21 protein-coding genes and 1 tRNA gene are annotated in these 21190 nt (G+C 70.0%); 6 read left to right on the plus strand and 16 right to left on the minus strand.

The features are described from left to right. Positions 1 to 22: 22 nt before the first annotated feature. Positions 23 to 625, plus strand: coding sequence for a TetR/AcrR family transcriptional regulator (locus BV453_RS14500; protein WP_249521902.1), 603 nt, complete (start codon positions 23 to 25; stop codon positions 623 to 625). On the opposite strand, the gene BV453_RS14505 is transcribed toward BV453_RS14500, so the two are convergent. From BV453_RS14505 to pdhA, 3 genes are read right to left on the minus strand one after another with little or no spacing between them, the layout of a single operon-like run. Continuing rightward, positions 618 to 1997 carry a dihydrolipoamide acetyltransferase family protein gene (locus BV453_RS14505; protein ID WP_249521903.1) on the minus strand — a complete coding sequence of 460 codons (1380 nt, stop codon included), beginning with the start codon at positions 1995 to 1997 and terminating at the stop codon, positions 618 to 620. The genes BV453_RS14500 and BV453_RS14505 overlap by 8 nt on opposite strands. Next, on the minus strand, positions 1994 to 3004 hold the full coding sequence (locus BV453_RS14510) for an alpha-ketoacid dehydrogenase subunit beta (protein ID WP_102209208.1): 1011 nt from the start codon (positions 3002 to 3004) through the stop codon (positions 1994 to 1996). The genes BV453_RS14505 and BV453_RS14510 overlap by 4 nt, the downstream gene beginning before the upstream one ends. Before the next feature lie 2 nt (positions 3005 to 3006). Further along, positions 3007 to 4122 (minus strand): pyruvate dehydrogenase (acetyl-transferring) E1 component subunit alpha, encoded by a 1116-nt coding sequence (gene pdhA, locus BV453_RS14515; protein WP_249522084.1) that lies wholly within the window; start codon positions 4120 to 4122, stop codon positions 3007 to 3009. Positions 4123 to 4293: 171 nt separating this feature from the next. On the opposite strand from pdhA, the gene BV453_RS14520 reads away from it, so the two are divergent. Next, positions 4294 to 4767, plus strand: a complete 474-nt coding sequence (locus BV453_RS14520) for an Lrp/AsnC family transcriptional regulator (protein WP_025103414.1) — start codon at positions 4294 to 4296, stop codon at positions 4765 to 4767. Here BV453_RS14520 and BV453_RS14525 read toward each other — a convergent pair. Then, positions 4739 to 5638 carry an alpha/beta fold hydrolase gene (locus BV453_RS14525; RefSeq protein WP_249521904.1) on the minus strand — a complete coding sequence of 300 codons (900 nt, stop codon included), beginning with the start codon at positions 5636 to 5638 and terminating at the stop codon, positions 4739 to 4741. The genes BV453_RS14520 and BV453_RS14525 overlap by 29 nt on opposite strands. 136 nt (positions 5639 to 5774) lie before the next feature. Between BV453_RS14525 and BV453_RS16785 the strand changes: the two genes are divergently transcribed. Next, entirely contained in the window at positions 5775 to 6689 is a 915-nt protein-coding gene (locus BV453_RS16785) for a helix-turn-helix transcriptional regulator (RefSeq protein WP_249521905.1), read from the plus strand. Between the two features lie 185 nt (positions 6690 to 6874). Beyond that, positions 6875 to 7192 carry a hypothetical protein gene (locus BV453_RS14535; protein WP_060921991.1) on the plus strand — a complete coding sequence of 106 codons (318 nt, stop codon included), beginning with the start codon at positions 6875 to 6877 and terminating at the stop codon, positions 7190 to 7192. 53 nt (positions 7193 to 7245) lie between these two features. Here the strand turns inward: BV453_RS14535 and BV453_RS14540 are convergent, their stop codons facing one another. The 7 genes from BV453_RS14540 to BV453_RS14570 all read right to left on the minus strand — a co-directional run bounded on the left by BV453_RS14540 (position 7246) and on the right by BV453_RS14570 (position 12901). Continuing rightward, the gene (locus BV453_RS14540; RefSeq protein ID WP_025103410.1) at positions 7246 to 7506 is read right to left on the minus strand and encodes a DUF6458 family protein; all 261 of its coding nucleotides are present in this window, start codon (positions 7504 to 7506) and stop codon (positions 7246 to 7248) included. 108 nt (positions 7507 to 7614) lie between these two features. Then, positions 7615 to 8826: a globin domain-containing protein gene (locus tag BV453_RS14545; RefSeq protein ID WP_249521906.1), complete on the minus strand. Its 1212-nt coding sequence runs from the start codon at positions 8824 to 8826 to the stop codon at positions 7615 to 7617. Positions 8827 to 8925: 99 nt separating this feature from the next. Then, complete coding sequence (locus BV453_RS14550) at positions 8926 to 9432, minus strand: hypothetical protein (protein ID WP_249521907.1); 507 nt, start codon at positions 9430 to 9432, stop codon at positions 8926 to 8928. Between the two features lie 148 nt (positions 9433 to 9580). Beyond that, the gene (locus BV453_RS14555; protein WP_249521908.1) at positions 9581 to 11347 is read right to left on the minus strand and encodes a DUF5979 domain-containing protein; all 1767 of its coding nucleotides are present in this window, start codon (positions 11345 to 11347) and stop codon (positions 9581 to 9583) included. A 306-nt stretch (positions 11348 to 11653) separates the two neighbouring features. Beyond that, positions 11654 to 12166 carry a DoxX family membrane protein gene (locus BV453_RS14560; RefSeq protein WP_249521909.1) on the minus strand — a complete coding sequence of 171 codons (513 nt, stop codon included), beginning with the start codon at positions 12164 to 12166 and terminating at the stop codon, positions 11654 to 11656. 95 nt (positions 12167 to 12261) lie between these two features. Next, a tRNA-Ile gene (locus tag BV453_RS14565) sits at positions 12262 to 12335 on the minus strand. Between the two features lie 29 nt (positions 12336 to 12364). Then, positions 12365 to 12901 carry a gamma carbonic anhydrase family protein gene (locus BV453_RS14570; protein ID WP_025103405.1) on the minus strand — a complete coding sequence of 179 codons (537 nt, stop codon included), beginning with the start codon at positions 12899 to 12901 and terminating at the stop codon, positions 12365 to 12367. A 130-nt stretch (positions 12902 to 13031) separates the two neighbouring features. Between BV453_RS14570 and BV453_RS14575 the strand changes: the two genes are divergently transcribed. Then, positions 13032 to 13517, plus strand: coding sequence for a Dps family protein (locus BV453_RS14575; RefSeq protein WP_126893239.1), 486 nt, complete (start codon positions 13032 to 13034; stop codon positions 13515 to 13517). Positions 13518 to 13579: 62 nt separating this feature from the next. Here BV453_RS14575 and BV453_RS14580 read toward each other — a convergent pair whose 3' ends face one another. From BV453_RS14580 to BV453_RS14600, 5 genes are read right to left on the minus strand one after another with little or no spacing between them, the layout of a single operon-like run. Beyond that, complete coding sequence (locus BV453_RS14580; RefSeq protein WP_126893240.1) at positions 13580 to 15076, minus strand: amidohydrolase; 1497 nt, start codon at positions 15074 to 15076, stop codon at positions 13580 to 13582. Next, positions 15073 to 15714 (minus strand): FMN-binding negative transcriptional regulator, encoded by a 642-nt coding sequence (locus tag BV453_RS14585; RefSeq protein WP_025103402.1) that lies wholly within the window; start codon positions 15712 to 15714, stop codon positions 15073 to 15075. Before BV453_RS14585 ends, BV453_RS14580 begins: the two co-directional genes overlap by 4 nt. A 42-nt stretch (positions 15715 to 15756) precedes the next feature. After that, positions 15757 to 16755, minus strand: coding sequence for an Fpg/Nei family DNA glycosylase (locus tag BV453_RS14590; RefSeq protein WP_025103401.1), 999 nt, complete (start codon positions 16753 to 16755; stop codon positions 15757 to 15759). Between the two features lies 1 nt (position 16756). Then, a complete protein-coding gene (locus tag BV453_RS14595; RefSeq protein ID WP_025103400.1) occupies positions 16757 to 17242 on the minus strand; it encodes a ribose-5-phosphate isomerase in 486 nt (161 codons plus the stop codon). Between the two features lie 33 nt (positions 17243 to 17275). Next, positions 17276 to 18460, minus strand: coding sequence for a ferrochelatase (locus BV453_RS14600; protein WP_025103399.1), 1185 nt, complete (start codon positions 18458 to 18460; stop codon positions 17276 to 17278). A gap of 170 nt (positions 18461 to 18630) precedes the next feature. Here BV453_RS14600 and pepN point away from each other — a divergent pair, with 170 nt between their 5' ends. Beyond that, the gene (gene pepN, locus BV453_RS14605; protein WP_025103398.1) at positions 18631 to 21183 is read left to right on the plus strand and encodes an aminopeptidase N; all 2553 of its coding nucleotides are present in this window, start codon (positions 18631 to 18633) and stop codon (positions 21181 to 21183) included. Positions 21184 to 21190 lie beyond the last annotated feature (7 nt).

The raw sequence follows: 21190 nt of genomic DNA on the forward strand, positions 1-21190 counted from the left end.
AGGTTAGCGAGGATTAACTGAGATGACAAGCCCCGCCACCGCCCGCGACCGCGCCAAGGCGGAACGCTCCGACGCGCTTCTGCATGCCGCGGCACGGCTCTTCGCCGCGCGCGGGTACAGCGGCGTGAGCCTGGAGGACATCGGCGCCGCCGTCGGCGTGTCCGGGCCTGCCGTGTACCGCCACTTCGCCGGGAAGCAGGCCCTTCTCGGCGCGGTCCTGGTCAAGGTCAGCCAGGATCTCGTCGCGGGCGGACGACGCGTGTCCGCGGAGACGACGGCAGCCGACGAGCGGATGCGCGGACTCATCCGCTTCCACGTCGAGTTCGCGCTCGGCAACGCCGAGGTGATCCAGGTGCAGGACCGGGACCTCGCCTTCCTCGACGACGACGACCGCGCCGAGGTCCGTCGCCTGCAGCGCGCCTACATCGAGCTCTGGATGGATGCGCTCGCCGCCCTGGATCGTCCGGAGCCCCTGGACCGTGACGAGCTGCGGCTGCGCGTGCAGGCGTGCTTCGGTCTCATCAACTCCACCCCGCACAGCACACGCGCCGCGACGAGACGGCACGCGGCCACCGCGACCGTGCTGGTCGCGATGGCCGAGGCTGCGCTGCGCGCCGCTAGCTGAGCAGCATCGCCCGCCCCGGATCCTCGAGGATGTCCGCCACGTCCTTGAGGAACGTCGCGCCCTCGGCCCCGTCCACGAGGCGGTGGTCGAAGGACAGGCTCAGCGTCATGAGCTGACGCAGCGCGATCTCCCCGCGGTACTCCCACGGCTGCCGACGCACGGCGCCGACCGCGAGGATTCCGGACTGCCCCGGCGGGAGGATCGGTGTTCCGGCGTCCACCCCGAACACCCCGATGTTCGACAGCGAGAACGTACCTCCGGCGAGTTCGGCCGGCGAGGTCTTCCCCGCACGCGCGGTCTCCGCGAGGGCACGGATCGCTGCGGACAGCTCCACCAGATTCATCCGCTCCGCGTCCCGGATCATCGGCACGATGAGACCACGCTCGGTCGCGGCGGCGATGCCCAGGTCGACGAAGCCGTACTCGACGATCTCCCCGGACTCCTCGTCCCATCGCGCGTTCAGGCCCGGAGCACGGCGCAGGGCGAGGCAGACCGCCTTCGCGACGACGGCGAGCGGGCCGATCCGATGCTCCGAGAGCGCTCGGTCGTCGCGGAGACGTGCCAGCATCTCCATGGTTGCGGTCACATCGACCGTGTGGAACACCGTGACGTGCGGGGCGGTGAAGGCGCTCTGCACCATCGCCGCCGCCGTGTGCTTGCGGACCCCGCGGATCGGGATGCGCGTCTCCCGCGGCCTCTCCTCCGCGCGCGGGAGAGTTCCGGAGATCGGGGTGGTCTCGCGCTCGGGTGCCCCGATCAGCCGCGACGGCTCCGCTCCGATGCGCTCCGCATACGCATCCACGTCTGCCCTCGTGATCACGCGGTCGCCGACTTCCGCGGCGACGAGGACGAGGTCGACGCCCCGTCGCTTGGCGTAGGCGCGCACCGGCGGGGTGGACCGTGGTCGCTCGAGAACGGGCTCGACCGCGACCGATGGCGTCGCGTCGTGCGGCGCCGCCTCGAGAACGGCCGTGTCGGCCGCGGAGGCCACCGGGGCGGCACTCCGTCGCCGCGCCCGGCGCGCGGGGCGTCCGCTCGAGGTCGGGGCGGCCCCGTAGCCCACGAGGTTCGGCTGCGCCTTCTCCGCGGAGGACTCCTGCTCGCCACCGGACGGCGCCGCCGGAGGGTCGTCCCCCTCGATGTCGAAGGCGATCAGCGGCGCTCCCACGGCGACGGTCTCTCCCGCGTCCGCGTGCAGGGTCGACACCGTGCCCTCGTATGGCGACGGCAGCTCGACGACGGCCTTGGCCGTCTCGACCTCCGCGAGGGTCTGGTTCAGCGCGACGCTGTCGCCGGGCGCGACGAGCCACTGCACCACCTCGGCCTCGGTGAGTCCTTCGCCGAGGTCGGGGAGACGGAATTCGGCGATCATGCGTCTGCTCCCGTCAGGCTGTGCGGGCGATCCATCACGCGGTCGACCGCATCGAGGATCCGGTCGAGGTCCGGCAGGTGGTACTTCTCGAGCTTGGCCGGCGGGTAGGGCACGTCGTGGCCGGTGACTCGCAGCGGAGCGGACTCCAGGTACTCGAAGCAGCGCTCCGTCACGCTCGCGATGACCTCTGCGGCGAGTCCGGCTTCCCGGGAGGCCTCGTGCGCCACGACCACACGCCCGGTCTTGCGCACCGAGGCGGCGACGGAGTCGTAGTCCACCGGCGAGAGCGACCGCAGGTCGATCACCTCCAGGGCGATGCCCTCGTCCTCCGCGGCTTCGGCCGCCTGCAGCGCGGTGCTCACCATGGCCCCGTAGGTGAGGACGGTGACGTCGGTGCCCGGGCGCACCACCCGCGCGATGCCCATCGGCGGGGCATCCGCGAGCGGGGCCTCCAGGTCGACCTCCCCCTTGTGGTGATAGAGCCGCTTGGGCTCGAAGAACACGACGGGGTCGTCCGAGGCGATCGCCTGGCGAAGACTCCGGTAGGCGTCCTCCGGGTTCGACACGGCGACCACCCGAAGGCCGGCCGTGTGGGCGAAGTAGGCCTCCGGAGACTCGGAATGATGCTCCGCGGCACCGATGCCGCCGGCCCAGGGGATCCGGATCGTGATCGGCATCTTCACCCGCCCCTGGGTGCGGTAGTGCAGCTTCGCGACCTGAGAGACGATCTGGTCGAAGGCCGGGTAGACGAACCCGTCGAACTGGATCTCGACGACCGGGCGGTAGCCGCGGAAGGCGAGGCCGACGGCCGTGCCGACGATCCCGGACTCCGCGAGGGGGGTGTCGATGACCCGCGCCGCCCCGAACTCGTCGAGGAGGCCGTCCGTGATCCGGAAGACACCGCCGAGCTTGCCGATGTCCTCCCCCAGCAGCACCACCTTCTCGTCGTCGCGCATCGCCTGACGCAGGCCGGCGCCGAGCGCCTTGCCGAGAGTGAGCTCGGTCATGGTCACGCCTCACCCTCGAACGACGCCAGATAGGCGGCGTACTCGTCGCGCTGCCGCTCCAGACCCGTGTGCGGCTCGGCGTAGACGCCGTCGAAGACCGCCAGCGGCGGACGGGTGATCATGCCCAGGCAGGTCGCGCGCATCTCCTTGGCGATGGCGTCCGCAGCCGCCTGCGTCTCGGCGACGTGCTCCGCGGTGAGGTCGCCGGTGGCGCGGAGGTACGCCTCGATGCGCGCGATGGGGTCGCGGCGCCGCCACGACTCCAGCTCGGCCTCGTCCCGGTACCTGGTGGGGTCGTCCGCGGTGGTGTGCGGACCCATCCGGTAGGTCACCGCCTCGATGTAGGCCGGCCCCTTCCCGGAGCGCGCGTGCTCCAGCGCCCAGCGCATCGCCGCCAGGCACGCGAGGACGTCGTTGCCGTCCACGCGGAGGCTCGGGATCCCGAATCCGGGGGCGCGTCCCGCGATCGGGTACTGCGACTGCACCGCGACCGGCTCGGAGATGGCCCAGTGGTTGTTCTGGCAGACGAATACGACCGGCGCCTGGTAGGACGCGGCGAAGATCATCGCCTCGTTCACGTCCCCCTGACTGGTGGCCCCGTCTCCGAAGTAGGTCACGGCGACCTCCGGGGCCTTCTCGTGCCGGATGCCGAGGGCGTACCCGACCGCGTGCAGGGTCTGGGCACCGATGATGATCTGCAGCGGAGCGACCCGCAGGACCGCGGGATCGTAGGCGGCACCCTCCTCGCCGCGCCACATGCGCACGTAGTCCCCCGGCTGGGCGCCGCGGGCGTAGATCACGCCGGTCTCACGGTAGCTCGGGAAGACGTAGTCCTGCGGATCGAGGGCCCGGGCGGTGCCGATCTGCGTGGCCTCCTGCCCCTGGCACGGCGCCCAGAGACCGAGCTGCCCCTGGCGCTGCAGCGCGACACCTTCGGCGTCGATCCGGCGGAGGATGACCATGTCGCGATGCAGGGCGCGCAGCTGCGCGGCGTCGACATCGGCGACGAACGGGTCGAGGCGGGCGTTCGCGACGCGGGTCCCGTCCGGAGCGAGGATCCGCTCCGACAGCTCGAGATCCTGGGCGGTGTCCGCGATGGGGGTGGTCTGCGGCGACATCATCGTCCTCCTCGTCCCTGGCGGCCCTCGTGGGGCGACGCACAATGGAGCCGGCGTCATCACCGGCATGGTCTGAGGGTACGTCTGGTCAACACCTCGCTCAAGCAACTCAACGCCGATTGAGCATGTTGCTCATTTTTCTCCGATGCCGTGCTGCTAGGGTTTGGCACTATGCCTGGACTGGACCGGATCGACCTGGAGCTACTCGCCGCCCTCGCCGACGACCCGCGCGTGACGATCGTCGCTCTCGCCGAGCGCATGAGCCTGTCGCGCAACACCATCCAGGCGCGGATGGCCCGGCTGGAGCAGAGCGGCGTCTTCCTCTCCTACGAGCGCGCCTTCTCCCCCGACGTCCTCGGGTTCCCGCTGCAGGCGTTCGTCAGCATCGGCGTCCGCCAGACCGAGCTCCCCCGCATCATCAACGAGCTGGCGCGCATCCCGGAGGTCGTCCAGGCACACGGTCTGAGCGGCTCCATCGACCTGCTGGCGCGCGTGGCGTGCCGCGACGCCCGTCATCTGTTCGACACGGACGCCCGGATCCTCTCGATCGAGGGTGTGGAGCGGACCGAGACCTCGCTCGCCATGGGTGAGGTGATCCCGTTCCGAGTGGCCGGGCTCATCGGCCTCGCGCGACGGGAATCCTGAGGAACCGACGGATCGCGCCGGCCGCTTCCGCCGGCGTCTCATAGTGGATGAGGTGACCCACCTGGGCGATCTCGACGAGAGACGCGTCGGGGAAGAGCGTCACCAGCTTCCGTTCCGCCTCGATCGGGGTGATGTCGTCGCGCTGTGCGGCGATGAGGAGCGTGGGCACGTCGATCGCGTGGGCGAACTCCCTGACGTCGTGCGAGACGCTCGCGACGAAGGCGTCGTGCAGCACGTCGCGATCGGAGAACCGCGAGAAGTAGGTGTCGTGCTGGTCGTGGATGAAGCGCCGCAGCTCGGGGTCCCGCGTCTTCGCCATGGTCATGCTCATCACGCGGACGATCATCCGATTCCGCAGTAGCGCGGTCCCGATCCGCGGCGGGAGCTTGGCGCCCAGCGCGTAGTAGAGCACTGCGAGTCGGGTCATGACGCCCTTCGGGCCCTCCAGCGCCGGTGCGCCGATGGGGTTCACGAGGATCAGCCGCGGCGTCTCGAGCCCTCCGGCCACGGCGGCGGCGGCCACGATGGAGCCGAAGGAATGGCCGAGGATGACCGCCCCCGGCGCTGTGGCCGCGGCGAAGTCGGTCAACCATCCCGCGTACTCCTGCAGGTCGTGGCGACGACCGGGAAGCGGGGCGGATTCCCCGAATCCGGGCAGATCGGGCGCGAGCACGCGGAGCTCCGGAAGGAAGGCGAGGACCGACTCGAGGCCGTGGTGCTCGCCTCGGAAGCCGTGAACCGCGATGACGGTCGTCTCGGCGTCGTCCGGACCGTAGACCCAGTACGCCGTCGTTCCCCCGCGCACCTCCACCTCCTGGCGCTGCACCGGAATCCGGCTCAATCGCTCCGCATACGGGGAAGGAACACTCATGGTCCGAGTCTACGAGGCCTCGGCACTCCCGCCTTCCCGACGGATACCCCCGGGGCGTCCCCACCGTGTTGTCAGTGGCGTGGGTTAGTGTCCAAGAAGCCCCGGCCACCCGGACGAGGCGCAGCAAGGAGTGTCGGTGCAGTTCACATCCACGGACATCGAGCAGGTGGAGTCCACCTGGCAGCAGTTCGTGCCCTCGGCGACCCTCCAGGACGTGGACCCCCGCCGGTTCCGCTTCGACTGGCGATCGGTGGAGGCGGCGTCCATGTCGCTCGTCCGCTATCAGCTCGCGGCCCAGGTGCACTCCCGCGCCGAGCCGGAGGATCAGCTGCTGGTGTGTCGCGTCGATGCCGCCGACGCCCGGATCTGGTCGGGCCGGCAAGGACTCGACGCCGGTCAGCCGTGGCTCACGGACGGTGTCCGGGTCGAGGCGAAGTGGAACCAGGTCGCCCGCGTCCGTGCTCTCGTGTTCGATCGCGCGGCGGCGCGTGACTCGATCAGACAGATCACCGGCGACGACCGCCTCGAGCTCCGCGCCACCGGACTCGCTCCGCACACGCGGGAGGACGGGGCACGGTGGGAGCGGATGTTCTCCTACATCGACGGCTCGTTCGGTCCGGATGGCGCCGACCCCCTCATCGCCGCCGAGCTCGAGCGCCACGCCCTGCTGCTGACCATGTCGGCGTTCCCCACCACCTTCAGCGAGTCGCTGCACCGTCCGGCCCAACGCTCCGCGGCGCCGGCCTCGGTGCGTCGCGCCCTCGCGTTCATCGAGGACAACGCACACCTGCCCATCACGGTGGACGACGTCGCGGCGGCGGCCTTCATGTCCACCCGAGGCCTGCAGTACGCGTTCCGTCGCGCGCTCGACATGACACCGAACGAGGCCCTGCGGCGCGCCCGGCTCGACGGCGCGCATCGGGATCTGCGACACGGCAAGGGCACGTCGGTGTCCGCGATCGCGCGCCGGTGGGGGTTCAGCAACGTCTCCCGGTTCGCCGTGGCCTATCGCGAAGCGTACGGGAATCCGCCCGCTCTCACCGCTATGTGACGGGAGACTGACACCGCGCGCATACTCTGTTCGCAGCAGACGGCGCGTCGCCCTGATGCGCACGATGTCGTGCGCAAATTGGCTAGAGTCCAAGTATCCCCGGGAGCGGTCTGCCGTCTTCCCCCCACGTTCCCAAGGAGCGCCATGAACATTCCCGCAGCCCCCGCCGCGAAGGTGGGCTGACGATGGGCAGCCTGTATTACGGCGACACCCAGACGCCGATCCAGATCGAAGACCGTGCGCTCGCGCACCTCAAGGTCGTGATCGCCACGAAGTTGCGGCGGAACGAGAGCTTCACGCTCTCCTGGCGCCACCCGGAGGGCGATGCTCCCGGCCGGTCCACGCTGTGGCTGCACCCGTCGATCCCGCTCCGTTTCGTCTTCGACGAGGCCGAGACGCCCGAGCTGAGCCGGCGCTGGATCGAGGAGCTCGCGCACTCCGCGAACTCGAGCGGGGGCATCACCCTCGTCGAGGAGCATCTCGAAGGCGCGGACGTCGTCTGACGAGAAGGGCCGCGGGTTCTCCCGCGGCCCTTCTCCTTCCTGTGTGCGTGCGCTCAGAGCCCGTCGTCGGAGCTCGAGCTGACGGAACGCCGGGTCGTGGGCTCGCCCGTCGCCGGGTCCACGTACGTGCGCGACACCGTCTCCGTGCGACGCCGACGCGCGAGGAGCACGATGCCGATGAGGAAGATGATCACGCCGGCACCCATGAGGATGTAGCCGACCATGTCCAGGTCGACCCACGGCACGTCGACGTTGATCGCGAACACGAGGATCGCTCCGATGACGAAGAGCGCGATTCCGCTGCCGATGCTCATAGTCTCTCCCGTTCCCGCGGCGCGGTGCCGCTCTCGGGGAGCATGTCAGTTCGCCATGGCCTCGAGGAGGGGCTTGACACGGCCGCACGCAGGTCTTTCGCAGTGGGGTCAGGCCGCGGCGGTCTTCGGCTGTCGTGCCCAGAGGTCCGGACCGAAGACCTCGTAGTCGATGCGGTCCGGGGCGATGCCGCGTGCCGTCAGAGCGTTTCGGATCGCCTGCATGAACGGTAGCGGCCCGCACAGGAACACGCGCGGTGTCGGCGGGAGGTCGATGTCGGCGAGATCCATCCGGCCGGAACGCACCGCCGGGCCCTCCGCTTCACTCGCCGAGTACCAGGTCAGGGTGCGGACGTCGCTCAATCGCTGCGAACGGTCGCGCACGTCGGCGACGAGAGCGTGGGTCTCCGGCTCCCGGTCCACGTGGAACAGGTGCACCGGCCGCTCGGGACGCCGCTGCGCGAGATCGTCCACCATCGCTGCGACGGGCGTGATGCCGATTCCCGCCGAGATGAGGACCAGCGCATCATCGGAGTCATCGAGGAGCAGGTCCCCGGCAGGCTGAGAGACGTCGAGCACCGTTCCGACGTGGGCGTTCTCGTGCAGCCAGGTCGACACCTGCCCGTCTGGTGCGCCGTCCGCGCCGCGCACGCGCTTCACGGTGACGCGCAGTGCGGCCTCGGGCGTCGACGAGGAGATCGTGTACTGGCGGGGCTGGCGCGTGCCGTCAGGGAGGTCGACGGCGACGGCCACGTACTGCCCGATGCGATGGGGCGCTCGGCGACCGTCCACCGGCTCCAGGATGAGGGAGATGACGTCGCGAGCCTCCTCCACGCGGTCGACGACCCGGTGCGGTCGCCATGGGTGGTCCGGGTCCGTCCCGGCGTCCGCGTAGAGCCGCGCCTCCTCGGCGATGAGAGAGCAGCCGAAGAGCCAGTACACCTCGTCCCACGCCGCATGCACTGCCGGCGTGATCGCGTCGCCGAGTACGTCATCGACAGCGGCCAGGAGATAGCGGCCCACGATCGTGTACTGGCGCGCCGAGATACCCAAGGAGACGTGGCGGTGGGCGATGCGTCGCATCACCGGGGAGAAGTCCGGCGCGTCCGGATCGATGAGGTGCACCGCGAACGCCACGACGGACGCCGCCAGCGCCTTGGGTTGATCGCCTTGGACCTGATGCGCGCGGTTGAAGACGTTCAACAGCTCAGGATGGGCCTCGAACATCCGCCGGTAGAACAGGGCGGTGATCTCGTCGGCGTGTGCGGCGACGACGCCGGCGGTGGCGCGGACGATGACTTCGGAGTCCGTGGAGAGCTGCATGACTGCCTTTCGGTCGGTGTCCGTTCAGCCTCTCGACGACGAGCGCGCCACGCCGCCGCGGATACCGTGGAAAACGAGGCCGCGGCGCGCGGCCGCCCTTCACCTCACGTAGCCGTACGACTCGACCCGCGGGAACGCGAGCCCATCGCCGTCGCCGGTCCACACGCCGGTGAAGCGCAGCACGACGCTGTCTCCGGCATCGAGCGGCCCGTTCCACGTGACGGCATTCCCCGCGACGGAAGCGCGACCGGAGGTCGCCTCCAGGGCCGACGCTGCCCAGGTCGAGTCGTCGAGGAGGCCGTCCAGGCGGAACGTGAGCGCGCTCTTCGTCGAGTCGACCTCGCCGTTGTTGAGGAACTGCATGGTGTACGTCACGGTGTCCCCCACCTGGGGATCGGTCGGACTCATGTTGAACGTGTACTGGAAGAAGAGACACGCCGCCCCGACGCGCTGCGTGAGAACGCCCGTGCTATGCGTACTCGACGCCGTCGGATCCGCGGGCGTCGACTCGGCGTGAGCGGCGGAAGCGAGCACCGCCCCGCCGAGCGAGAGAGCGGCGGCCACGCCGAGGGTGGCCGAGGTACGGGCGAGGAGCGTCTTGGTCATGAGAGGTGCCTTTCTCCGACGCGCTGCGGCGTCGACGTCGTCGTCGAGGGAGAGCCCCTCGACGACGACAGGACGCTGAACGGCGCGATCGATCACGCGACGACGGTGAAGTCGTTGCGTGATCGATCGGCGTGGCCCCTCCCGGCCCTCAGTCGCCGGTGCGCGAACCCGAGACCCGGTGACGGACGCCGAGCGCCACGACTCCGGCGAGCAGCAGCAGCGCTCCCAGGAGGATCGGGCCGGTCGGCCCCTCGGCCCCGGTCAGGGCGAGCTCACCGCCCGGCGTGGGCGGAGGAGTGACCGCGGTCCCGTTGGTGAGCACGACCGCGACCGTCGCGTCTTCGGAGATCGTGAGCGTGGCACCGCCGTCGCCGACGTCGACTCCCGCGCCGGTGAAGCGCGGGCTCTTCCACGTGACGCCCTCCACGGAGCTCGGCGCCTTCTCGCGGAGCGTGACGACCGTTCCCGCCGGCAGATCCGCGAGTCCGTCGCTCTTCCCAGCGCGGAGCGCGAGTTCACCGGTGACGGGCTGTCCCGCGAGCTCGTACGAGTACTCCACCGTGAACGTCTGGTCCGCAGGGACCAGCGACGTCCCCGGGCCCGTGACGTTCTTGGTCACCGTGAAGCCCCCGACCGGCGGCGGCGTGACCGTCGTCGGGTTGGTGAGCGTCACCGCGACCGTCGCCCCCCGTGCGATGGTGACGGTCGCGCCGCCATCGGTGATCGCCACACCGGTGCCGGAGAAGACCGGCGCCTGCCAGGTCACGCCGTCGACGTCCGCCGGCGTGACCTCAGATAGGGTGACGACCGTGCCCACCGGCAGATCCTTCAGGCCATCGGTCTGGCCGGACCGCAGGGCGAGCTCGCCCTCCACCGTCTGTCCGGCACGCTGATAGGAGTAGGCCACCCGGAACTCGCGGTCGTCGGGCACCAGAGCCGCGCCGGCACCGCTGACCTCCTTGGTCACGGTGAATCCGCCGACCGGGAGCACCCCTTCGCCATCGCCCCCGCCCTGGGAGTAGATGACCGGTGTGCTCTCGGTGACCCAGCGGGAGCCGGTCACGGTGTTGTGGAACGCATCACCGGGACGGACGTCGGCGGGCAGAGCCGTCTTGTAGCGGAGCACGTAGATCGCGTCGGCGACGATCGGCGCGTTCACTGTCACCGTGAACGACTCGGAGCTGACCTCCGTGACGGTGAAATCGCTGCCCGACTGCAGCCCCGTCGACACGGTGTACTTGCCTCCCGCCCAGTCCTTCGCGAGCACGTACGCCACGGTGACGGACCCGGGATCGAGCACGAGACCGGCCGTGAACGTGTCGGTGAGCGTCGGGTCCTCCCCGGCCAGCGCGGAGGACGGGATGTTCACGCCCCATGCGATCTTCCGACCGTCGAGCGTCACGTCGCCCCACTTGGTCGGGGTCGTCGGCGCCGGGAACTCCGGGACCGGTCCGATCCCGCCGGGGACGTCGACCGGGACGACGGTTCCGCCGCCTGTCGTGAACGGGATCTCCGTCAGCGTGGTCTCCTCGTCCGCCCTGGCGCGGAAGTGCAGCGTGCCGCTGACGTCGGTGTGGCTGTCCACGTAATCCGTGAGCGTGCACACGAGCTCACCGGTCGACACCTCGCAGGTTCCGACGGTCTGGCCGTCCGGCGCCGTCAGGGCGAAGGAATCGCGCACCCCGGTCAGGCTCGGGCTCGTCGGAAAGGCGAGGCGGAACGTGTCCCCCGCGGTCGCCGTGTCCGGCACTGCCCAGGTCGCTTCGAACGCGATCCGGTCCCAGACCTCGATCTGGTCGGTGGGTTCGGTGATGGTCAACGAGGTGATCCCGGTGACCTCCGCAGCGCGGGCCGTCGCCGGCGTCGCGATGACGGCCGCCAGGGCCGCCAGACAGATCGCGAGCAGAGCACCCACGAACGTCGTCAGGCGCGTTCCCCGCGCGCCCGATCTGATTGCATGCTGAATGACTGGCACTTTCGACTCCCCAGATGATCGATGAACTCGCGCGGATGGCTTCTTCCGCGCGAGTGATGTCCCCAGGAAGGGATGCAGAACGACGCGTTCTGTTACGCGGTTCCGCCGAACGGGTTTCTCGCGGCACACGCAATATGCCGTGATGCTACGGAAAACGGCGTCATGAAACGGTCACCTCGTCATCTCTCCTGTGACGGATCGCTTCCCCTTCCGACGCGTCCGTCCGTCTGTAGAGGCATTCGCCGTCTACCTGGTGCCGGGGGCATCGTTGTCTCTCCCCGCTCCCGGCACCTCCTTTCGCAGCGCATCGATGCTCCACCGGTAGCGCTTCAGCCCCGCGAGCAGGATCGCGGCGGCCGTGAAGACGAAGACCGGGTACCGGAACGGCGCGAGCGGCCCGAGGAAGGCGAGCATCGTCACCCCGAACGTCGCCGTGAGCAGCGCAGCGACTCCCGCCGCGATCCGGGTCCACAGCCCGACGGCCAGAAGCAGGGCGAGGACGGTCTCCAGAGTCGTCGCCAGCACCGCCGCCGTGTCCACCACTGCGTCGACGGGGACAGGGACGAGCTGCGCGGTGTACGCACGGAAGATCGTCCACGAGCCCCACGACACACCATCTGCCCCCGGGCCGCCGAGGACGCCGAAACGGTCGGCGACGGCGAGGGCGAAACTCGCCGCGATCGCGAGACGCAACGCGAACTGCCCCACATCCTCGATCCGACGACGCGTCTCCGCGTTCGGCACACTCGTTGTCGTCATGGCTCCTGCTCCGATCCGGAGGCTGACGGGCGTCGAGACCTCCAGAGAAGAGACAGGAGAGCGCCGCGACGATTACGACAGACGAGGCCAGGGAGTAGGGCGGGTCGGACTTGAACCGACGATCGTTGGGTTATGAGCCCACTGCCTTAACCAGCTTGGCCACCGCCCCGTACCGCCCAGCCTAGCGGGGGGAGGGTCTCACGCCTCGCTCGCCTGCGTGTGCGTGGCCACGTGTTCCAGGTAGATCGCGGCATTCGCCAGCAGCGCGGCGCGTTCGTCGTCGGAGAGCGCCCTGCGCACCTTCGCCGGCACGCCTGCCACGAGGGAACCCGGCGGCACCTCGGTCCCACCCAGCACGACGGCACCGCCGGCGATCAGGCAGCCCTCTCCGATCACGGCGCCGCTGAGGACGACGGCCCCCATCCCGATGAGAGAGCCGTCACCGATCGTGCAGCCGTGCACGACAGCGTTGTGCCCGATCGACACCCGTGACCCGACGAGGACGGGATGCCCGGCGTCGACGTGGATCGACACGTTGTCCTGCACGTTGCTGCCCGGTCCGATGACGATCGGCGAGGAGTCACCGCGGAGCACCGCGTTGTACCAGATGCTGGCACCGGCTCCGAGAGACACCGCGCCGACGATGCGCGCGCCGTCAGCGACGAAGGCGGTGTCGTCGAGCTCGGGGGTGCGATCCGGGAGGGCGAGGACGGAGGCTCCGGCAGCGATGCTCATGAGGCGAGACTACCCTCACTCCCCCGGAATCACGCGGAAGTGAGTGGAGCCTCAGCTTCCTTGCGGAATGCCTGAGCCTGAGTAACGTTGTACTCGTCAGACAGAGAACTTCATTCGGAGGAGCAAGAAGATGAGCAAGGCCCAGACCGTTTCCACCACCGCCATCGACCCGACTGTGGCCGCCGGTGCGGCGCAGTTCCTCTCCCCCGTCGTCCTCGGCCTCCAGGCGCTGACCGTCAACGGCAAGCAGGCGCACTGGCACGTCCGCGGCGCCAACTTCGTCGGCGTGCACGAGCTGCTCGACACGATCGTCGCCCACGCCGGAGACTTCGCCGACACTGCCGCCGAGCGCATCGTCGCTCTGGGCCTTCCGATCGACGCGCGCGTGAACGCCGTCGCCGAGAAGGCAGGCGCCACCGGCGTTCCGGCCGGCTTCGCGCAGTCGGACGATCTGATCCGCGCCGTGATCGCCGACATCGACGCGATCCTCGTCGATGTGAAGGCGGCCGTGGAGGGCCTCGACGAGGTCGACCTCACGAGCCAGGACGTGGCGATCGAGATCCAGCGCGGGCTGGAGAAGGACCGCTGGTTCCTCGTGTCGCACATCGCGGCCTGACACCACGTACACGACGAAGGGCGGCTCCCTACGGGGCCGCCCTTCGTCGTGTGCGCGCTGCCTCAGGCGAGGTGCGTGAGGCGACCGCCGAGCAGCGTGGTGGTGACGGGCATCGTCCGGAGCCCCGCCGCGTCAGCGGTGCGAGGATCACTCCCGAGGAGCACGATGTCTGCGCTCTGACCGGGACGGAGCGACGTGCGGACACTCGCTTCGAGGGCCTGATCCAGCGTCACCCGCTCCTCCGGATGCCAGGCGGCCCGGTCGTCGTCGGTCCGCCAGACCGCCGCGGCGATCGCATGCCAGGGGTCGAGCGGCGCGACCGGCGCATCGGAGCCGAAGCGCACCTCCGCACCCGCCGACAACAGCGAGGCGAGCGGGTAGCCGATCGCGGTCTGCTCCGCCCAGTGGTGCTCGACGAGGTCGCGGTCGTCCACCGCATGCTGGGGTTGGACGCTCGCGCGCACCCCGAGCCGGCCGAATCGGGCGAGGTCGGCGTGCCGCACCAGTTGCGCGTGCTCCATCGACCCCGTGGCACCGGAAGCGCCGAACGCGTCGAGGGCCGCCGTCACGGCGCGATCGCCGATCGCGTGCACGGCGACCTCGATCCCCGCTCCCGCCGCAGTGGTCAGCAGCGCCGTGAGCTCGTCCGGAGGCACCGTCAGCACCCCGAAGTTCGCGGGGTCGCCGGGGTAGGAGTGTGAGCACGCCGCCGTACGGGTGCCGAGCGAGCCGTCGCTGATCACCTTCAACGACCCGACCCGCACGAGGGACCCGACAAGCCCGGTCGGATCCGTCACCGCAAGGCGCTCCCCCGTGCGGAGGCCCGCGGCGATCGCCCGATCGAGATCCGCCGGGTAGAACGCGAACTCGACACGGTGCGCGGCGAAGCCCGCGAGGATCCGTCGCGGCCAGGCATCGGCGTTCCACGCCATGTCGAAGTCGACCAGACCGGTCACGCCCCGTGCCGCGGCGGCCGCCCCCGCGCGGATGACCGCCTCATCGCTGTGGGCAGGATCGACGGCATTGAGCCGTCGGGAGATCTCGAACGCGTCCTCCTCGCGGAGCAGACCGTCGTCTCCGCGGAAGCCTTCGCGCGCCAGGGCCGCCGAGTTCAGCCAGACGCTGTGCACGTCCGCATTGATCAGGTAGGTGGGCACGACGCCCGTCTCGGCATCGAGCGCGGCCACGGATGGCCGATCCGGCCACAGCGCGTCCCGGAACCCCGTGCCGATCCGTCGGCCGTCCGGCAGCACGGGCGCGTCGCGCATCAACCTCGCGGCCCCGGCGGCCGAGTCCGCCGCGCCGAGCGGCACGCGCTCCGCGGCGAGGGCCCACTGCACAGTGTGCACATGGTTGTCCCAGAGCCCCGGCACCGCCCAGGCACCGTCGGCCTCGATGACCTCGCCGCGCGCCGGCAGGGCCCCGGTCGGCGCGATGTCGACGATGCGTCCGTCGGCGAGGTGGAGGTCGACCGGCTCATCATCCAGCAGGAACTCCCGCCCCGGACCGACGGGGCGGACGGCACGGACCGTTCCGACCTCGACTCCGAGGGCGCTCACGCCCTTCCACCCGTCCGTGCGTCCTGTGCACGACGCATCTCCGCGGCGAGGGCGGCGTTCGCATACGGCCCTTCGGCGTGCAGCGCCGCGATCACCGCCTCGATGGTCTCCGCGGGCTTGTTCTGGCTCAGCTTCCGCTTGGCGACGACCTTCGTCGGGGTGAGGCGGAAGCCGACCGTTCCGGATTCGAGTCTTTCGATGAAGGCCGCGTCGTTCGGACGCTCCCACATCAGGCGCGGGTCGGGCAGCCGCGACTCGAACCGCGCGACCAGGGCATCGAGCACACGGAGGTTCTCCGCGGTGCTGAGGATCTCGGGAACGCCCGACAGGTGCACCGCGGTGTAGTTCCAGGTCGGGACCGCGGGAACGTCGCCGTACCAGCCCGGGGAGACGTACCCGTGCGGCCCCTGGAAGGCGAGCAGGATCTCCCGCTCCCCCAGGCCGTGGATGGCGTCGTCCGGGCGGCCCACGTGCCCCACGACCGTCAGATCATCGCGGTCGTCGTCGAGGAGGACGGCATAGTGCGAGGCGACCAGACCGTCCTCAGGCGCACTCACCACCGTCGCCCACGGGTTGGCGTCGATGACGCGGCGGATCTCGGCCACATCGGCGAGCGTGAAGCTCGGATTCTGTCGCATGGATCCCAGCCTAGAGCGGCGGGAGCCCCGGGGATCCCGCCCTCAGGCCTGACAGCGCGGGCACCAGTACAGCTTGCGGGCGCCGATCTCCTCCAGCGCGATCTCGGTCCCGCAGACCCGGCACGGCAGGCCGGCCCGGTGGTAGACCCAGTGACGATCGTCGCGGCTCGCCATCGCGGCGCGGTACTGCTCGGGAGACAGCCCGTCCATGGTCATCATCTGACCCGTCTCCACGCCGATGGCCAGCAGTCGCACCCAGTCATGCCAGAGCGCCCTGACGACATCCTCCGGGACGTCGCGGCCGGGCGTGTGCGGGTTCAGCCGCTGCCGGTAGAGCATCTCGGCGCGGTACACGTTGCCGATGCCGCTGACGACCGCCTGGTCCATCAGCAGCAGCGCGATCGGGGTCGGCTTCTTCCGCACGGCGCGGACGAACCGCTCCTCGTTCTCCGCCGGATCGCCGACGAGCGGATCGGGACCGAGCTTGGCCACCGTCGCCAGCATCTCCTCGGGAGTCTGCAACACGCAGGCGGTGGGACCGCGCAGGTCGGCCACCGTGATGTCGGTCATGAGGCGCAGCCGCACCTGACCCACCACGGGCGGCGGCCATTCGTCGACCTCGTCGGTCAGCCCCTTGGTCTGCTCGGACATCCGCACGTGGACCCTGGCGCGCCGCGGCGCCCCGATCGAGGCGAGGGAGTTCTCCCCCGCGTCGTCGAGGATCGCCTCGTCGAGAGTGGTGCCGCGCTGATTGGTCTGGCCCATCCTGCCGTTGGCCGACGCGATGGTGGGGTCGACGAGGATCTCCCCCGCGAAATCCCAGGCACCGTAGAGACCGAGATGCACGCGCAGCCAGAGGTCACCCTCCGCCTCGAGGAACATCTGCTTGCCCACGGCCTGCACGCTCACGGCCTGGCGTCCGTCGAGCACCGCGGCGCCCTCGGCGAAGCGTCCCTGCGGGCTGGAGGCGCTCATCGTCTTGCCGACGAAGTTGCGATCGAACTGCCGCGCGATGCGGTGGACGGAATGTCCCTCGGGCATGTCAGGCTCGGGGGTCCGGGAGGAGCGAGCCGTCGCGCTCGAAGTCGGCGATCTGTCCGATGCGCCGGACGTGCCGCTCGTCGCCGGAGAACGGCGTGGCGATGAACCGGTCGATGAACGCCGTGACCTCGTCGTAGGTGTGCTGACGAGCTCCGATGGAGATGACGTTCGCGTCGTTGTGCTCCCGCGCGAGCTCGGCCGTGGAGAGGTTCCAGACGAGCGCTGCGCGGACCCCGGCGACCTTGTTCGCGGCGATCTGCTCGCCGTTGCCCGAGCCCCCGAAGACGACCCCGAGCGCCGGCACCCCTGTCGCCTGATCGACGACGACGGCCTGCGCCGCCCGGATGCAGAAGGCCGGGTAGTCGTCGAGCGCGTCGTACTCCACCGGACCGTGGTCGATCACCTCGTGCCCCGCGGCGCGGAGATGCTCCTGCAGCTGGGTCGAGAACTCGAGTCCGGCGTGATCGGTGGCGATGTGGATGCGCATGTTCTCCATCCTAGGATCCGCTCCGTCCGCGACTCAGGGGGCGATGCCGGCAGCCGCGGGCTTGAACCCCGCGCGCACGTTCTCGCAGCACCCGGGACGGCAGACGTCGAACGCACCGGGCAGATCAGTGACGTGCGGACGCTCCGCGTTCGGGCGACCCTGCAGGCGCTCCTCGATGAGGTCGACGATGCCCTCAACGAAAGCCTCGCGGACACCGGGCGTCGGCGTGCGGACGAAGGCGAGGCCCGCCTCCTCCGCGGCCTCGGCGGCCTCGGTGTCGAGATCCCAGAGGACCTCCATGTGGTCGCTCATGAAGCCGACGGGGACCACGATGACCGCCTTGCGACCGCGCGCCGGGAGCTCCGCGATCACGTCGCAGACGTCGGGCTCCAGCCAGGGCTGCGACGCGGGGCCGGAACGCGACTGGTAGACCAGCTCCCAGGGCACGTCGGCGGCTCCCGGGACGGCGGCCCGCACCTGCTCCATCGTCCATTCCGACACGGCGAGGTGCTGGGCGGCGTAGGCCCCGCCCTCGCCCCAGTCGATGTCGCGGGCGCCGGAGCGCTCGGCGTCGGCGGTCGGGATGCTGTGCGTGGAGAAGAGGACCTGGATCTCGGTCGGCGCGAACCCCTGGTCGAGGTAGCCCTGCACCGACTCCCGCACGCCCGCCTCGAAGGCCTCGACGAAGCCGGGGTGGTCGTAGAAGGGACGGATCTTGTCGATGGTGACCGTCTCGCCGAGGCCGGTGTCGGTCAGCACGCGGGCGAAGTCCTCGCGGTACTGGCGGCAACTGGAGAACGAACTGTAGGCGCTCGTTGCGAAGGCGAGGAGGGTGGTGTGGCCGTTGGCCGACGCCTCGGGGAGCACGTCCTCGAGGTACGGACCCCAGTTGCGGTTGCCCCAGTACACCGGGAGGTCGATCCCCCGGGCCACGAGCGCCTTCTCCAGCGCCTCCTTGAGCACGCGGTTCTGGCCGTTGATCGGGCTCACGCCGCCGAAGTGACGGTAGTGGTGCGCGACCTCCTCCAGCCGCTCGTCCGGGATGCCCCGACCACGCGTCACGTTCCGGAGGAAGGGGATCACGTCCTCCTGGCCCTCCGGGCCGCCGAAGCTCGCCAAGAGGATGGCGTCGTAGGCGACGGGCGTGGTCACATAGGGGTCGCCGCCGGCAGCGGCGGGCGAGGCAAAGGGAACGACATTCGGCTCGATCGCGGTCACCCCTCCATCTTCCCATCTCCGCGGACGACGAGCGTCCGCACGACCGTGACTATCCCCGGTTCGTGAGGATCGACGGCGCGCGCGTCGCTCTGGCGTAGGCTGTCATGGTTGCCGTCGGCGCCAACTGCGCCGACCCCCGGTTACATCCCCTCACCCCTGGGAGTACAGCTTTGCCTGGAGAGAACCTCACCCGAATCGAAGCGCAGGAGCGCCGCGACGTCGTCGACACGCACTCCTATGAGGTCGCCCTCGATCTGACCAAGGGCGCCGAGGTCTTCGGCTCCCGGAGCGTCGTGCGCTTCTCCGCGTCCCCCGACAGCTTCACCTTCATCGACCTCATCGCCCGCGACGTGCGCGAGATCTCGCTCAACGGAGAGCAGCTCGACCCGCGCGAGGTCTTCGCCGACTCCCGGATCGCACTCGCCGGGCTGCAGGAGGAGAACGTCCTCGTCGTCGACGCCGACTGCCTGTACACCAACACCGGCGAGGGTCTGCACCGCTTCGTCGACCCGGTGGACGGCGAGGTGTACCTCTACTCGCAGTTCGAGGTGCCCGACTCCCGTCGCGTGTTCGCCGTCTTCGAGCAGCCCGACCTCAAGGCCACCTTCCAGTTCACGGTGACCGCCCCTGCGGAGTGGAAGGTCGTCTCCAACTCCCCCACCCCGGAGCCCATCGTCCACGACGACGGGGTCTCGGCCACCTGGGGCTTCGAGCCCACGCCCCGGATCTCCTCCTACATCACGGCCCTCGTCGCCGGACCGTACGAGGCCACCTTCTCGGAGCTCACCAGCGCCTCGGGCCGCGTGATCCCGCTCGGCGTCTACGGACGCAAGAGCCTCTGGCAGCACCTGGACGCCGACTACATCTTCGACAAGACCCGTGAGGGCTTCGCCTACTTCGAGTCGAAGTTCGGCGTGCCGTACCCGTTCGCCAAGTACGACCAGCTCTTCGTGCCCGAGTTCAACGCCGGCGCGATGGAGAACGCGGGAGCGGTGACGTTCACCGAGACGTATGTCTTCCGCAGCAAGGTCACCGACGCCGTCAAGGAGCGTCGCGTCGTGACGATCCTGCACGAGCTCGCCCACATGTGGTTCGGCGATCTCGTCACCATGAAGTGGTGGAACGACCTCTGGCTCAACGAGTCGTTCGCGGAGTGGGCGTCCACCATCGCGACGGCCGAGGCGACCGAGTGGACCGAGGCCTGGACCACCTTCAACGCGATGGAGAAGACCTGGGCCTACCGCCAGGACCAGCTCCCCTCCACGCACCCGATCGTCGCCGAGATCAACGACCTCGAGGACGTGCAGGTCAACTTCGACGGCATCACCTACGCCAAGGGCGGCTCGGTCCTCAAGCAGCTCGCCGCGTGGGTCGGCATCGAGGCGTTCTTCGCCGGTGTCTCGCAGTACTTCCAGAAGCACTCCTGGGGCAACACCGAGCTCAGCGACCTCCTGACGGAGCTGGAGGCCACGAGCGGCCGCGATCTCGGCACCTGGTCGAAGAAGTGGCTGGAGACGGCCGGGGTGAACACCCTCGAGCCCGTCGTGGCCGAGGACGACAACGGCAGGATCTCGCGCTTCGCCATCACCCAGACGGCTCCGGCCGACTACCCGACCATCCGTCCGCACCGTCTCGGCATCGGCTTCTACTCGCTGCAGGACGGCGCGCTCACGCGCACCCATCACATCGAGGTCGACGTGGACGGCGACCGCACCGAGGTCCCCGAGCTCCAGGGCCTCGACCGTCCCGACCTCATCCTCCTCAACGACGACGACCTCGCGTACGCGAAGATCCGTCTCGACGAGAAGTCGCTCGCGACCGCGATCGCCCACCTCGCCGACATCCACGATCCCCTCGCCCGCTCGCTCGTCTGGGGAGCAGCCTGGGACCAGACCCGCGACGCGGAGACGGCGGCGTCCGACTACATCGACCTCGTTCTCGGCAACATCGGCCGGGAGACCGAGTCCACCACGGTCCGCACCACCCTCGCGCAGCTGCGCACGGCCGCGACCCTGTATGTCGCCCCGGCGGAGCGCGAAGCCGCACGGCTGAAGGTGGCGGATGGCCTCTGGGCACTCGCCGAGTCGGCGGAGGCCGGCAGCGACAGCCAGCTCCAGTTCGTCACCGCCTTCGCGAACAACCTGGTGACACCGGAGCACGCCGGCATCGTCGGGCGTCTGCGCTCGGGTGAGGAGACGCTCCCCGGGCTCGACGTGGACGCCGACCTGGGCTGGCAGCTGCTCGTCGGCCTCGCGACGATCGGTGCGACCGACGCCGGGGCCATCGACGCCGCGCTCGCCGCCGATAACACCGCGAAGGGTGCGGAGTTCGCCGCGCAGGCGCGCGCCGCTCTTCCGGACGCGGCCGCGAAGCAGGAGGCCTGGGATGCGCTGATCGCGCGCGACGACGCCCCGAACACGATTGTCCGCTCGGCGGCGCTCGGCTTCGTCCACCCGGCGGGTGCGGAGGTGCTGGGCGCCTTCGTGCCGCAGTACTTCGACATGCTCCTGCCGGTGTGGGAGTCGCGGACCTACCAGATCGCGCAGTACCTGATCGTCGGGCTCTTTCCCACCGCTCTCGCCGACGTCGCGCTGCGCGACGCGACGCGGGGCTGGCTCTCCGAGCACCAGGACGCGCCGCCCGCTCTGCGCCGTCTCGTGCTGGAGAACCTCGCGGACGTGGAGCGCGCCCTCGCCGCGCAGTCCCGCGACGCCGAGGACTGACCCTCCA

Origin of the sequence: Microbacterium sp. ER1 (assembly GCF_023383675.1) — a bacterium.
Classification (GTDB): domain Bacteria; phylum Actinomycetota; class Actinomycetes; order Actinomycetales; family Microbacteriaceae; genus Microbacterium.

What these genes read in the sequence shown, in the direction of transcription:
- BV453_RS14500 (WP_249521902.1), top strand. Translation starts at nt 23, where the DNA reads ATGACAAGCCCCGCCACCGCCCGCGACCGCGCCAAGGCGGAACGCTCC.
- BV453_RS14505 (WP_249521903.1), bottom strand. Translation starts at nt 1,997, where the DNA reads ATGATCGCCGAATTCCGTCTCCCCGACCTCGGCGAAGGACTCACCGAG.
- BV453_RS14510 (WP_102209208.1), bottom strand. Translation starts at nt 3,004, where the DNA reads ATGACCGAGCTCACTCTCGGCAAGGCGCTCGGCGCCGGCCTGCGTCAG.
- pdhA (WP_249522084.1), bottom strand. Translation starts at nt 4,122, where the DNA reads ATGTCGCCGCAGACCACCCCCATCGCGGACACCGCCCAGGATCTCGAG.
- BV453_RS14520 (WP_025103414.1), top strand. Translation starts at nt 4,294, where the DNA reads ATGCCTGGACTGGACCGGATCGACCTGGAGCTACTCGCCGCCCTCGCC.
- BV453_RS14525 (WP_249521904.1), bottom strand. Translation starts at nt 5,638, where the DNA reads ATGAGTGTTCCTTCCCCGTATGCGGAGCGATTGAGCCGGATTCCGGTG.
- BV453_RS14535 (WP_060921991.1), top strand. Translation starts at nt 6,875, where the DNA reads ATGGGCAGCCTGTATTACGGCGACACCCAGACGCCGATCCAGATCGAA.
- BV453_RS14540 (WP_025103410.1), bottom strand. Translation starts at nt 7,506, where the DNA reads ATGAGCATCGGCAGCGGAATCGCGCTCTTCGTCATCGGAGCGATCCTC.
- BV453_RS14545 (WP_249521906.1), bottom strand. Translation starts at nt 8,826, where the DNA reads ATGCAGCTCTCCACGGACTCCGAAGTCATCGTCCGCGCCACCGCCGGC.
- BV453_RS14550 (WP_249521907.1), bottom strand. Translation starts at nt 9,432, where the DNA reads ATGACCAAGACGCTCCTCGCCCGTACCTCGGCCACCCTCGGCGTGGCC.
- BV453_RS14560 (WP_249521909.1), bottom strand. Translation starts at nt 12,166, where the DNA reads ATGACGACAACGAGTGTGCCGAACGCGGAGACGCGTCGTCGGATCGAG.
- BV453_RS14570 (WP_025103405.1), bottom strand. Translation starts at nt 12,901, where the DNA reads ATGAGCATCGCTGCCGGAGCCTCCGTCCTCGCCCTCCCGGATCGCACC.
- BV453_RS14575 (WP_126893239.1), top strand. Translation starts at nt 13,032, where the DNA reads ATGAGCAAGGCCCAGACCGTTTCCACCACCGCCATCGACCCGACTGTG.
- BV453_RS14585 (WP_025103402.1), bottom strand. Translation starts at nt 15,714, where the DNA reads ATGCGACAGAATCCGAGCTTCACGCTCGCCGATGTGGCCGAGATCCGC.
- BV453_RS14590 (WP_025103401.1), bottom strand. Translation starts at nt 16,755, where the DNA reads ATGCCCGAGGGACATTCCGTCCACCGCATCGCGCGGCAGTTCGATCGC.
- BV453_RS14595 (WP_025103400.1), bottom strand. Translation starts at nt 17,242, where the DNA reads ATGCGCATCCACATCGCCACCGATCACGCCGGACTCGAGTTCTCGACC.